The organism is Sphingobium sp. DN12 (assembly GCF_051058005.1).
Lineage (GTDB): Bacteria > Pseudomonadota > Alphaproteobacteria > Sphingomonadales > Sphingomonadaceae > Sphingobium > Sphingobium yanoikuyae.
In genome coordinates this window covers 3,617,823-3,630,503 of sequence record NZ_CP173717.1, presented here as the reverse complement: position 1 = coordinate 3,630,503, position 12,681 = coordinate 3,617,823, and the positions used below count along the sequence as shown (strand labels likewise).

Annotated in this window: 8 protein-coding genes; 3 read left to right on the top strand and 5 right to left on the bottom strand. The window is 60.9% G+C overall.

The features are described from left to right. Positions 1–301: 301 nt before the first annotated feature. The 3 genes from ACI6S0_RS17185 to ACI6S0_RS17175 are packed head-to-tail and all read right to left on the bottom strand — an operon-like array spanning position 302 to position 4,442. On the bottom strand, positions 302–1,726 hold the full coding sequence (locus ACI6S0_RS17185) for a phosphotransferase (protein ID WP_206364622.1): 1,425 nt from the start codon (positions 1,724–1,726) through the stop codon (positions 302–304). Further along, positions 1,723–2,610 carry an ATP-binding protein gene (locus ACI6S0_RS17180; RefSeq protein WP_122928126.1) on the bottom strand — a complete coding sequence of 296 codons (888 nt, stop codon included), beginning with the start codon at positions 2,608–2,610 and terminating at the stop codon, positions 1,723–1,725. Before ACI6S0_RS17180 ends, ACI6S0_RS17185 begins: the two co-directional genes overlap by 4 nt. Next, positions 2,607–4,442 carry an AAA family ATPase gene (locus ACI6S0_RS17175; RefSeq protein ID WP_122928787.1) on the bottom strand — a complete coding sequence of 612 codons (1,836 nt, stop codon included), beginning with the start codon at positions 4,440–4,442 and terminating at the stop codon, positions 2,607–2,609. The genes ACI6S0_RS17180 and ACI6S0_RS17175 overlap by 4 nt, the downstream gene beginning before the upstream one ends. 670 nt (positions 4,443–5,112) lie before the next feature. On the opposite strand from ACI6S0_RS17175, the gene ACI6S0_RS17170 reads away from it, so the two are divergent. Together ACI6S0_RS17170 and ACI6S0_RS17165 are read left to right on the top strand one after the other, a co-directional pair. Next, the gene (locus ACI6S0_RS17170; RefSeq protein ID WP_122928127.1) at positions 5,113–6,471 is read left to right on the top strand and encodes a hypothetical protein; all 1,359 of its coding nucleotides are present in this window, start codon (positions 5,113–5,115) and stop codon (positions 6,469–6,471) included. Between the two features lie 549 nt (positions 6,472–7,020). Continuing rightward, complete coding sequence (locus ACI6S0_RS17165; RefSeq protein ID WP_164488874.1) at positions 7,021–7,890, top strand: hypothetical protein; 870 nt, start codon at positions 7,021–7,023, stop codon at positions 7,888–7,890. Between the two features lie 538 nt (positions 7,891–8,428). On the opposite strand, the gene ACI6S0_RS17160 is transcribed toward ACI6S0_RS17165, so the two are convergent. Then, positions 8,429–9,502 (bottom strand): TonB family protein, encoded by a 1,074-nt coding sequence (locus ACI6S0_RS17160; protein WP_434403725.1) that lies wholly within the window; start codon positions 9,500–9,502, stop codon positions 8,429–8,431. Positions 9,503–10,037: 535 nt separating this feature from the next. On the opposite strand from ACI6S0_RS17160, the gene ACI6S0_RS17155 reads away from it, so the two are divergent. After that, a complete protein-coding gene (locus ACI6S0_RS17155) occupies positions 10,038–11,999 on the top strand; it encodes a TonB-dependent receptor domain-containing protein (RefSeq protein WP_122928131.1) in 1,962 nt (653 codons plus the stop codon). On the opposite strand, the gene ACI6S0_RS17150 is transcribed toward ACI6S0_RS17155, so the two are convergent. Beyond that, on the bottom strand, positions 11,962–12,618 hold the full coding sequence (locus ACI6S0_RS17150) for a cation transporter (protein ID WP_122928789.1): 657 nt from the start codon (positions 12,616–12,618) through the stop codon (positions 11,962–11,964). The genes ACI6S0_RS17155 and ACI6S0_RS17150 overlap by 38 nt on opposite strands. Positions 12,619–12,681: the final 63 nt, after the last annotated feature.

Here is a 12,681-nt window from a genome sequence, read left to right as displayed (position 1 = left end):
AGATCGAAACGCGCGCCCGCGTCCTGGCGATGTGGTCTGGGCGACCGCAAAAATATGCAACACGCGCGAGCAGTTGGCTTCGGGCGGTTGCTTGGAGTGGTCCGCCCGGCTGCTAACGGCAAGGGATGGGACTTTGCGCTCCGTCTGGTTTGGACTGGCCAAGCCTAGGAAGCGGACATTGCCGATGGCTAAGGCGCCCCGTTTAAGCTGGCCCCATCCGTCTTCGTCGAATGCGTAGGGTCGAGCCAGCGTGACGAGAGCGAACTATCCGGCGCGATGATGCACGGCTTGCCGATCAAGCCTAAGAATCCCCCCAACACCCAAGTACGCCCTCAAGTAGAGCGAGGATTCTGTCCTTGTCAGTGTCGGGGTATTTCAACTGACGCAGCAAGTAGCTGTACGCACATGCCGCCAGCTCTCGGCGGCCGACCATGAGTTTCTCTGACCACGCTCGGCACGCCCGAATGAACTCTGGAATGGGGCAGCCCATGAGATATGCTTCGAGGTCGTGCCATTGGCGACAGGCATCAGCGGTCGGCCAGTCAGGCCCAAGCGTTGGATTGGCCTGTAGAACCGCACTGAGTTCCAGCGTCATCGGATCATAGGCCGCGGCCCCGAACCCGACATCGCCGTAGTCGATGACCAGAACGCCGCCTTCGGGCGACACGAGGATGTTCTCGCCGTGCAGATCGCCGTGCACGCTGCACCAGCGCGTCTGGATCATGCGGCCTTCGAACTCAGCCGCCCACTGGAGCCCATACTGCGCATGAAGTTCGGCAGCCCTCTCGTTCGACACCCATTGGCTGCGGATCGAGGCGATAGACCGACGTTCCTGGTTTTTGCCGTTTGACCATCCGGCAAGGGCTTCAGCTGTAGCCGCAACGGCCTTCCCCGCCAGCGCGTCCTCCTCAGCCATAGCCTTGAACATGGAGGCGTCGTGACCGTTTGCCAGCTGATAGAAGAGACCTGCCATGGCCCCCGCGCCGAACTCCAACAGCTTCATCTTTCGTGGCGTTGCAGCACCGTCGAGAAGCGTGACGTGCTCCTCGTATCGCGCGTCCTCATCCTGCATCTTCGCAAGATCGCCCAGTTTGGCAACGACGTCTCGGATGGGCGCGCCGGTCTGATCAAACATCTGCAGTCGCAGAGGTCGGGCACCGGATTTTCCCGCGCCAATCGGGTGAACCGAGCAAACGACCGCTTTGAAATGCTTGGCGAAGATTCGAACAAGCCGATCCTCACCCGTCGACAGGTTGAGCCCGTTGGTGTGAAGCTCGATCTCTGCCAAGGCATGGATCGCGGTCACCACCCGGCCGATCTTGTCCGGCGCCTGGTCAAATTCGATCTTCTTCAGGAATTCGACGGTACCGACCTTGCCACCCTCGCTCCAGATATCGGCATCATGCTTGTGAGCGAGGAGCGGCGCGATGAAATCATCCGACGGCGACCCCGTGAGCACGAGGATCTTCGTCCCCGGCGACACTCTGCGCAAGTGATGGAACACATACTTTCCATGCTCGGGATCGAAGTCCGTCGTGCCAGCTGAGGTGGGGATCTTGAGATCCAGGATCGCGAAGTCGAAGAAGCCGCTTTCCAGTTTTGCCACCGCGTCTTCGCGATTAGTGACGAACGTCGGCATCGTCGGACCGCCACAGCCTGCGAAGACCTTCTTCAGCTCTTCGATGAAGCCCTCGTCGTCCTCGACTACCAGAATGTGCGCCGTCACTTGCGCCACCGTGCGGTGTAGAGGGCACCGCCATGCTTGGCCGGCTCAAGGGTCAACGAGCCGATCATCGTTTCCACCGCTTGCCGGGCGATTGCCAAACCGAACCCGATGTGATCCTTTTTCGTCGAGTTTCCGGCCATAAAGGCAGTTTCGATTGGGCCGGTGAGGCCGTCGCCGTGATCGACCACCGCCAGCCAATAGTCGACGTCGGTATCGCCCCAGCTGATGGTCACGTCGTGCGGGTTGGGCTGCGCCGATGCCGCCTGCTGCGCCTCGATGGCGTTACGGATGCCGTTCACCACCACCATGCGCACGAGCGAGGGATCGCTTTTAATGAGGAACGGGCGCGATCCGATCGTGGAGATCCATTCTCGGACCTCGACGGTGTAGCCATCGAGCAACTCGTCCACGAGCGCCGACAAATCGAACTCCTCGGGGCGCGGCACGCTGGCGGCATTCTTCAGCCGCTCGATAGCATCAAAGACCCGCGTGACCGACGCTAAATGCTTCTGCGTGCCGGACCCCTCCCAATCCTCGCCAAGCTCGCGCTTAGCCGCCAACCGGACCAACCCTATGGGCGAAGAGACCTCGTGGAGCAGGAAACCGGTGATCCACTCCATCGCCTTGCCGTAAATCTGCTTGCGCACATCATCTGACACGACATCGGCATCATCCGTCGAAGGTACGGGCGCCTGTTCATGCGCCAGCCGCCGGATTGTCTCCTGCAGAGCGTAGTTGACGTACGTGACCGTTTCTTCCCGCTGGGCCCTACGAATGCGAGGCAGGTCGGTCCCGCGCCCCACCTCGCCAAGGGCGCGGGCAGCCTGACCGCGTACATGCGCGGACGATGCCTTCAAATTGTCCAGCGCCTCTTCCCGGGTCATGCCAGACCTTGCGATCCATAGAAGTTGGCGCGCTGGCGGAAGGCGGCGACGCCGCCCTCCATCACCGAGGTTATCGCATGAACGACCGGGCCGTCGGCCAATGCGCCAGACGCAATGGGGAACCCGCGACGGCCATCGGAGCCGAGCTGAACGACGAAGTCCGCGTTGCCTAGGACCGGGATGTTGGCGTTGTGTGTGGAGAACAGGAGCTGGCCATTCGCCGGCCGCGCGAGAATCGACTTGATCAGCGTTTCGGCGATGAAGGCATTGTCGATGTGATCCTCCGGCTGGTCCACGATCAGCAGGCGCTCCATGTGGCGCAGCACCAGCGGCAGGATCACAGTGCAGCGCTGGCCGGTCGAAAGCTCGGCAATGTCCTTGTAGTCCGGGCCGTCCATCAGCGAGAAGGTAACGTAATCGTCGACCGGCACTGTCGCGATGGCCCCCAGGTCCGCGTCCTTCAGCGCGACGGCGACCTTAGCCGCCCGGTCGAGGGTCATCGAACCACGGGTAGCGATCAGGTCGAAATCGGCGTTATCGACCGCTTCCAGCAGTTCACGCGGGCTGATCCGCGCCGCCAACGCGGCTACCAGATCGTTGTACCGCAGGCCGCTGCCGCGCAGGGCTTCGGTGAGCGCGCTGGCGAACGCCTCCGACTGCCCGCCGCGCATGACGTTGATATGGATTCGGGGGCCGAGCACGTGGTTAAGGCGGGCAGCAGCCTCTCGGCGGGCTTCGAACCGCGCCGACCGCATAGCCTCCAGCGCATCCAACGCCTGATTGCGGCGCGCGATAACCGCCTGGAAGCTGGCGATCCGCGATTGCTTGAAAGCCATCAACGATTCCAGCTGTGCTTTGCGCTCGCGGAGCAGCTGACCGCGGCGAACGATTTCCCCCGCTCCTGTTTGAAGCGCTTCGATCTCTTTGCGGAGGGTTCGCGCCTGATCCTCGAACTCCATCTTCTGTGACGCCACCTGGCTCCCCAGCATGACGGTTTCCGCTTCAACGGCACTCAATTCCTGCAGAGCATAACGGAGATACTCGTGGACTTTCCCAACCCGCGTACGCAGCTCTCCAAGCGGGTCGCCGCCGGCGTTGGCAGGCCATCCCTCGGAGGACATCTCACCGATGCCCCCGATCGATGAGCGCCAACGCGTGATCTCGTTACCGAACCGCTGGATCGCGTCAGTTGCGACACCTTTCACCGCGATGGTATTACTGAGCACGCTTAGTTGGGCCGCTTTCGCGCTAGTGTCAGCCGACAGCGCCGCCAGCTGCTGCTCCTGCGGCTCGACTTGAGCGATTTGCTCCAGAATAGACGGCATTTCGGCCAACTGCTGATCCAGCTGCTCGATGTCCGCGCGGATCGTATTCGCCTCGGCGGTCAACGACCGAACCGAAGCCGCGGCCTCTGTCTCTGCTGACACGGCAGATCGCTGATCACCGATGAAGCCGTCCAACAACCGGAGGCGGCCGCCGGATTGAAGGCCGACGGTTTCGATCTCCGTCTGCGAAAGGACGATCGGTGCCAGGAATGGCCCGGACGTGCGCGGAGCGATGTCGCTGGCTGACCGCGACACCGTGATCCGCCGGCCATCGTCGAGAAGCGTCAACGTGACCTGGCCGGACCCCAGTACGGAAAGCGCATGCTCGCGGCTGCGCTTGGTAACATCCGGCGTGTAGCCATCGACGCCGAGGCAGAACCGAATCAGCTCGATCAGGGTCGTCTTACCGGTGCCGCGCGCACCAATGACGACGTTCAGGCCAGGTCGCGGCCAAACGTCGAAGCCGTTGAGGAAACCCTCCTCAATCTGAATCCGCTCAATGATCATCTTGTCCCCGTCGACCAAGCATTCTCGCAAGTCGATCCCTTAGTCTTAACGTTCAGACAGGTCTTGCAAAACACAATTTATCGTTCGCCCGCGAGCCCTTGTCGCTTTGGTCTGATCCCGCGAATTTCCTCTAGGTTTGATTAAAGGCCAGCTAATGAGGGGCGGATCGATATGAACGCACGCAATTCCAATGCCGCGCAATGGGAAGCAGCCGGATCGCGCCTTACAAACGAAATTCGCTCTTTCAAGGACTGCGGAAGGGGGACGACGCGCCGCCGGGCGAGTGGCTGCTAGTCGTAGGAAACAGACATGCCGCTGCTTCGTCCTCCTTGGCTTTCCGCACTATCACGTCGGCGAGGCTGCATCACCCAAGCGACACCGCCGATCGCTGCTGCTGCCTCGCGCGCAAAATCCAAGTTGAACAAACGTGTCGCGGGAATCGAATTTGACCTCGGCGCCAGGCTGATTGAGTGATCGACGAAGACGATAGGGATGCCCCCGGCGCTATGCGCATTTATCGGCCACTTCTACAAGGCGTTCGCGGTGTTCAGGGATCGTGATCGGGCGTTTCGCGAGTGAGAATATGCTAAATCTATCAATGCTATGATATCGACTTTTGATGCAAAGACGGCGCAGAGAACGTGAGTCAGAGTCGGTCGAGGTGAAGAGAATGACGGCAGCGCATAGCAACCCCTACGATCTCTGGCTTGGCGATGATAACCACAAGTGCCTGCCCGTCCTAGACAAGCAGGACATAGATGGCATCCTCGCCGAGGTGGCCGTCCGCGTGGGATCAGGGATGGGCAAAGGGCCTCCTCCCGCAATGACTGCTCTCGACCTCGAGCAGATTCAGGTCGCCGACTACGCTGCGTTCGATGGAGTGAGCGAGGCACAGGCCGGAGCCATCAGGAAGTTTCACATGCAGTCCCCGATCCGGCCGGATGAGATGCTTTACCTTGGCTTGAGGTCGCTGTTTCAGTTCACATGGCCGGAACCGGAAAGCGAACACGACCTCCGCTTCGCCGCGGCCTACGACTTCGTCCTCAATCAGATCCTGGCTGACCGCGCCTTGAAGATGTCGAAGGACTTCTCGAACGAAGCAGGGCTATTACCGTACTGGGCGCGAATGGCTTTTCTGCGCGTGTTGCGCGGGATGCCATTCGAAAACGCCGCGCGCTTCGGTCTCAGCGGCGTTGCTGTCGCCATGGTGAAAAAGGCCAAGTTCAACGCCACCACGTGGGCCTTCGAAAATGGACCAGTGATCGCACTGAACTACGCTCTCGAACCGATCCTGAAGCAGCTCAACCGTTTCATCCTGCACTATCATTCCACAAGGGAGATGGCCGGCCCAAGTAGGCTCGAGCGGGCATGGCGATGCATGGTGCCCATCGTCCTGCACTTCTGGTCGGACGTGTCCCCGGCGCGAATGTTGGAATCGAGCGTCACAATCTACGGGAAAGACTCGGCCATAATGCTTCATCGGCTCACCAGCAGCCAAGTCGACTTCATTGTCAGCCATGAACTCGGCCATGTGGCGCTAGACCATCCCCGTCGGCTGCAAAAGGCACGTGAAGCTGGCAACGCGTCGCTCATTCGGCATGAGTTCGAGTTTGGAGCTGACGCATTCGCGCTTGGCCTGATGCGATCTAGACTGATTGACCGCATGAAGCATCTCGCCAATGATGAGACCAAACCAGATGACACCGCTAGTCCAGCCAGCGATATGCTTTTCGAATTGCATGAGCACCAGCGTGAATTGGGCGCCACTTACCTGCTCTTCATTTATATGGACTTCATCCAGCGCGCGGGCGAGATGCTGGGCAAGCGCTTAGCCCATAGGGTTCCTATTTCGGAGCGCATGGACACGCATCCGCACGCATCTCAGCGACTCGACCGGCTCGAGCTGATGAACGCAGGTGACCGTCTCTACACGAGCCCACTGAAGCGGTTCGCGCGCGATTTCTTCGAGGACATATTGATGTACGCCACCGCGCTTGAGGAGGAAGAGCTCGCGGCAAGCCTGGCGTAAGCGCTTGAGTTCCCGAGAAGTAGACAGTTTGCCGCTGGCCTCGCATTATTCGTAAAAGGCTTACTATCTCCAGCGCAGGGCGCTGCAAACCCGAAGGCTCTTGTTCGGGCAAGTTGCGCATTCGGCCACGGTCCAGCACAACTTTCCGGCCTCAGCAGCGCTGACTTCGACAAACATGGCATCAGCAGTGTGATGCCAGGCGCGTTGGTTTCGCAATTTGGCATATGTAAGCCGCGACTCCGCAACCGGCCCCGCCTGGCCAGCTCCGGTGTCGCCAGCAACGAGAAGTCCGCAAGGGCAGGTTTCTACCATATGACAATAGCGTTGACACAGGGCGTGAACATCCTGTTGGTCGCGCGGGAGTATCTGCTGTCGCTTACGTTCGGAGCAGACTTGGTCACGCTACTAAGACGACGCCTGTTGTCGCTTGTCAGTGCGCAGGTTCTCGACGCCGCCGCCGCGTCCAGTTAGCAGCATCCGATGTCCAATCGATCCATTCCGCACCCAGCTTTTGCCGGGACGCCTCTTACTTGTAGGGTATGATACCGCGTGAAAAAATTCCCTTTGACAGGCGAAGAAATCGCCGTTTCCGCCGTGAAGGATTTCAAAGCCTTTTTTCTTGGCGGGCGTGCTCCCTCGATCCGGGTCAAGGCCGAGACGGCCCATATCGCGGCGGCTCGGCGGGATAATGACGGCCAATATATCGCCCTCTCGCCCGACATGGCCAATGACGTGATCAAAGATGCCGACCGCTTCCATTTCCATCTGCTCATCATCGGGCACGAGATTGCCCATGTCGTTCATCGGCACCTGATGGCGAGAACGCGATCTCCCGAGGAAGATAGAAGTCTTGAATTCTGGGCAGATTTCTATGGTGCCAAGGTCATGATGACCTTGCTAATCTACGGGCAGCGTATCCGGTCCCTGCATAATCAGCTATATGACGGCGAGCGTTTCCATGAAGGTCTCGAAAGCATCGGCCGAGCCGCCGGGCTGCTCGTGACATCGGTTTACAACGATCATGCGAAATATCCCCCGAAGCTGATGCGTGTGGGTCTGATCTCGAACGGGATAAGTTCTGTCCTAGAGCCTCATATGCTCGCCCATAAAGTCGATCCTATTTGGCGATTTGGGGTGATCAAACGCGTCGGCTCGCACGAAGCCGTGCGCGAGCTCACTCTGACATCTCCCGAGTCCGTCGTCGGCGGTGAAGACGACATCGAGCGCGCAATGGATTGGCACAGGCGTCTTCAGGGCAAGGATCGCAACCTTACGTCGGGTATCAATCCGAAATTCGAGCACTTTCTTGGCACAAACTTCAATGTGCCCGCAGAAGCAATAGAAGAGCTCCGCAAGGCGCGGCTTACCCAGTTGCAGGCTGAGGGGTATCTCCTCGACGAAGCCGATGGCACGGTTTGACAGCCACCATCCCGGCGTAGCAAGAGTTTTGCTGCGGATCAGCTGCGCCTCGCGAAGGCGGCGCCTGGAGGTGACCTTCAGCAAAGTCTGTCAGGAACAAACTCCACGGTGCCCAAGCTAGGCGCCCAGCTCTGGTGGACAACTGCTGGGATAGCAGATCGTCAGCAGCTGGGTATCAAATATTGCATGCTAAAAGTCTGCAAAAGGGGGCGCTGCAGGAAGCTAGAGCTGGGCCGCTATCGCTCTAGCGGAGTGGCCCAGAGTGGCAACGAGCGGAGCGCGATATTCTTATCGCTCGAAAAACCGATCGACGAGTTGCGTTATATGCGGCCTCACCAGCACGGTGATGTGCTGTGGGATATGGAGGAGGTAGGTGGCGTCGCACCGGGCAAGGTCGAAAAGGGACCTAGCGCATCCTCCGCTGGCGCTTTTAGTGTCAAATCCGGCTCGGGTATCGGACGGAACCGCCGCTGCCAGGCGCAGTAGCAAGGGCGAGGCACCACGGCGGCCTATGTGCCGACACGGCGCGTCCACACGCTTACCGCGTCCAGGTCCGGCTAATCGCGTATTCGCTCTCGATTGGATCGCCATTTTCATCGCTGCCCGGCACGAATTTCGCCCGTCGCGTCCACCCCGCGCAGCTGGCCGCGTCCAGTTCGGCAAAGCCGCTAGAGGCGGTAATGGTGCAGCCGCTCACCTTGCCCTGCGGGTCGATCTGCAGGGTCGCGGCTACGGTGCCTGCCGCTTGGGTGCGATAGCCGCTGACCGGATAATCGACCAGCGAGAGCCAGCTCTTTTCATCGCCCAGCGGGCGGGGCTTTTGCAACGGCGTGAAGGCACCGACCCTGCAGGACCATACTTCCTTGCCAGTCCCATCCAGGACGATCAGCCGCTCAGGTTGTGCGTGCACGGTGATCGTCTGGGTAGCGATGTCATATGGATTGTCTAGGCTGGGTTCGCCGGGGCTTTCTTCCTCGCTGACATAAGGGGAGATGAGTCTGGCAATGAAGGCGATCTTGCCGCCGGCCTTGAGGGCCGGCGCGCCCGCGATGGGCTGGGGCACGGCGAACTTGTAGCCATAGTCTCCCGATACACAGCCCATGAGGTTGGCGGGCATGTCGAGCGCGACATTATATTCGAACTCGGCCGAGGACTTGACCGTTACGGGAATGCCCATGCGCGTCTTGGTGCGGTAGCTGCCCAGCGGCTTTACATCGCGCCAAACATTATGGTTTTTGTAGAAACTGCCTTCGAACAGTTGTTCATCCGCCTTGTAGGCAAAGGGCACGTCCTCATTGTCATTGAGGGACTCGCAAAACAGGATCGGCTCACCGCCCAGCGCGGATTGCAGCCGGTCGGACCTTTCGGAGAACTGCGCGCTGGTTTCGAACTCGTTCTTCGCCGCCGTGAGCAGCTCGCGGTTCATGTTGAGCGCGATCGCCAGATTCTTGAAACTCGCCTGGCGGCAGGCAGCACCGATTGGCGTGGCTGGCGTGTAGCGGTTGAGCACCAGATGTCCGGCGAGCACTTGCGAGGGCGACAGAGGTTTGGAGGCAGGCGTAGCCGCTCGTTGCTTTGCCGCAGGTCTCCGAGCCGGCGCGCCCTGCGCCATCGTCGCTGCGATCAGCATGGCAAGCGCGCCTGATAAGAGCGCCAAGCGTCCGGTCTTCATAGTTCTATTCCCCGATCGCCATCTTCACGCCCCCCGTAAAGATGATCGCTTCCGATAGAACAGGCTGATGGCGCGAGGCAATGGCACAGTTTGCGATCGCAGCCCTCAGCGCCGCGTGCGCTAGGCGGTCCTGCCTTACTCGTGCAGCGTCTTCCGGGCTTGCGATCGGGTGGGGCGCCGGTACGATGCGCCGACGGTCTAGCTGTCCAGGACGCACCGTGAACCGCCCTAGTTTACAGGAGGCTTATGATCTAACAGTCCAGTAAGCGGACCGTCAGCTGGTCGAGATTAAAAGTCGGCGGCTAAACGGCCGAAATGGGTCGAGGCTGTCGTCTAATAGCGGCCCATCCGCAAAGTTGGACCGCCTTTGGTAAATCCAGACAGCCGCCCTTGACCCTGTAGTTGATACAGGCCTTATCAAGCCTTCCGCACTCGGCGTTCAATGCCGGGCGGGAACGGGGGCAACGTGAGTTTGATGGTTCGAGCCAGCAGGGCCTATGCCGGGAGTAGCGCGCTAATAATTGCGACCATGATGGCCGGCCCAGCTTACGCGCAGGCCGACACCGATCATGCCGAAGAGACTGAAACTGAAATCGTCGTCCAGGCGACACGCACCGGGCGCAGGGTTCAGGACGAACCGATCCGCGTTGAGGTCATCAATCGCGAGGAGATTGAGGAGAAACTCCTCATGCGCCCTGGCAACATCGCCATGCTGGTGAGCGAGACGCCTGGCGTGCGTGTCCAGACCACATCGCCTGCACTGGGCGCGGCCAATGTCCGTATCCAGAGCCTGAAGGGCCGCTACACCCAAATACTGGCTGACGGATTGCCGCTTTATGGTGGGCAGACCCCCTCCATTGGCTTGCTACAAATCCCGCCCACCGATCTCGGCCAGGTGGAGATCATTAAGGGCGCCGCATCGGCGCTCTATGGCCCCTCGGCACTGGGCGGCGTTATCAATCTGGTGTCGCGTCGTCCGGCCAGCGAACCGCAAGGCGAACTCCTGCTCAATGCCACCAGTCGGGATGGGCAGGATGTGACGGGGTATGTCGCCGCGCTGCTCAGCAGCGTGTTCAGTGCCTCGCTCACGGCCGGCTACGACCGGCAACGCCGTCAGGACCTGAACGATGACGGCTGGGCCGATATGCCCGGCTATGAGCGCTTCACAATCCGGCCCCGGCTGTTTCTCGATGCTGCCGATGGGACGAAGGCCTTGCTGACCTTCGGCGCAATGGCGGAGCAGCGCGACGGCGGAACGATGCCAGGCGCGAATGCGCCGGACGGATTGCCGTTCGCGCAGACGCTGCGCAGCCGGCGCTACGACCTCGGCCTTACAGCAGAAACACCGCTGGAAGGAATCGGCACGCTGCGTCTGCGCGCCTCGGGCGTTATCCAGTCGCATCGCCATGTCTTCGGCGATACGATGGAGAATGACCGTCACCGCACGGCATTTGCCGAGGCGTCGGTCGGCAGAAAGTCAGGTGCGACGACATGGCTGGCAGGCGCTGCGGTCCAGTTGGACGACTATCGATCCAAAGCGTTCTCAGCCTTCGATTACAGTTACACCGTGCCCGCGCTGTTCGTGCAGGGTGAGCAGGAACTGGCCGACCGGCTGATCCTGGCGGGAAGCCTGCGCTGGGATGCCCATAGTGACTACGGCTCGCACGTAAGTCCGCGCCTCTCCGCCCTCTATCGGCCCGGTCCCTGGACGATCCGCGCTTCATTGGGGCGCGGCTTCTACGCGCCGACGCCGTTCGTCGAGGAGACAGAGGCCAACGGCCTCGCCCGCCTCCTGCCCTACGGGAAGCTCAAGGCGGAGATCGCCGACAGCGGGTCGATCGACTTCGGCTATGCCAGTGGGCCGTTCGAGGCGAACCTCAGCATGTTCGCTTCCAACATCGACCATGCCCAGCAGTTGCAGATGGTGGACGCGGATCATGTCACGCTCATCAATGCCGATGGCGTCACGCGGACGCGCGGTGCCGAAGTGCTTCTGCGCTATCATTGGCGGGCTCTGTCTCTGACCGGCAGCTACATCCATGTCGCTGCGAGTGAACCGGACCCAGACGGATCCGGTCGACGCATCGTGCCGCTGACGCCCCGAGACAGCGCGGGCCTTGTCGGCATGTGGGAGAAGGAAGGGCGTGGCCGCTTCGGGATCGAGGCCTATTATACCGGGCGGCAGTCGCTGGACGACAATCCCTATCGGACGCGCAGCAAGCTCTATGTTCAACTGGGCGCGATGGGCGAACTGATACTGGGCAAGGTCAGCCTGTTCCTCAATGCCGAGAACCTGCTCAATGTGCGGCAGACGAAATATGATTCGCTGCTCCTGCCACGTCGGGCGGCGACGGGTGCATGGACGGTCGATGCCTGGGCACCAACCGATGGCTTCGTCCTCAACGGAGGGGTGCGGATTCGCTTCGGCGGCGACTAGGCTCCCGCCTCAGTTCGCCGCGCGCCTGGTGGATTATCTGCCATCCGCCGGACAGTGCCAGCGCGGCCATGATTGCTGCGACCACGATGTCCGGCCAGCCCGTGCTGGTGCCGAACACGCCCAGCGCTGCGGCGACCACGGCGATATTGCCGATCGCATCGTTGCGCGAGCAGATCCAGACCGAGCGCCGGTTGGCATCACCTTCGCGGTGACGCCAGAGCATCGCGGCGCAGGCAAGGTTCGCGACCAGCGCGATCACGCCCACGATACCCATAGTCTCTGCGGCAGGAACAGTTCCTTGCGTCGCCATCCAGATGGTGTTGCCCAGCACCCATACGCCGAACAACAGGATCGACACGCCCTTGGCCATCGCGGCCCGCGCCCTCCAGGCCAGTGCCATGCCTGCAACGCCGAGGCTGATCGCGTAATTGGCTGCGTCGCCCAGGAAGTCGAGCGCATCGGCCTTGAGCGATGCGGACCCAGCAGTGACCCCGGCGACAATCTCCACGCCGAACATGACCGCGTTGATCACGAGCGCAATCCACAGCACGCGCCGCCAGACCTGATCGTTCAGTTGTTCCGCACTATCCTGGGATCCGCCGCAGCATCCGCCTGCCATATCCATCTCCCGAACAAAGTGATGGCGAGCTATATAGTCCCTGTAGCAACTACAGGGTCAAGG

What these genes read in the sequence shown, in the direction of transcription:
- ACI6S0_RS17160 (WP_434403725.1), bottom strand. Translation starts at nt 9,502, where the DNA reads ATGGCGCAGGGCGCGCCGGCTCGGAGACCTGCGGCAAAGCAACGAGCG.
- ACI6S0_RS17150 (WP_122928789.1), bottom strand. Translation starts at nt 12,618, where the DNA reads ATGGCAGGCGGATGCTGCGGCGGATCCCAGGATAGTGCGGAACAACTG.
- ACI6S0_RS17180 (WP_122928126.1), bottom strand. Translation starts at nt 2,610, where the DNA reads ATGACCCGGGAAGAGGCGCTGGACAATTTGAAGGCATCGTCCGCGCAT.
- ACI6S0_RS17155 (WP_122928131.1), top strand. Translation starts at nt 10,038, where the DNA reads ATGGTTCGAGCCAGCAGGGCCTATGCCGGGAGTAGCGCGCTAATAATT.
- ACI6S0_RS17170 (WP_122928127.1), top strand. Translation starts at nt 5,113, where the DNA reads ATGACGGCAGCGCATAGCAACCCCTACGATCTCTGGCTTGGCGATGAT.
- ACI6S0_RS17175 (WP_122928787.1), bottom strand. Translation starts at nt 4,442, where the DNA reads ATGATCATTGAGCGGATTCAGATTGAGGAGGGTTTCCTCAACGGCTTC.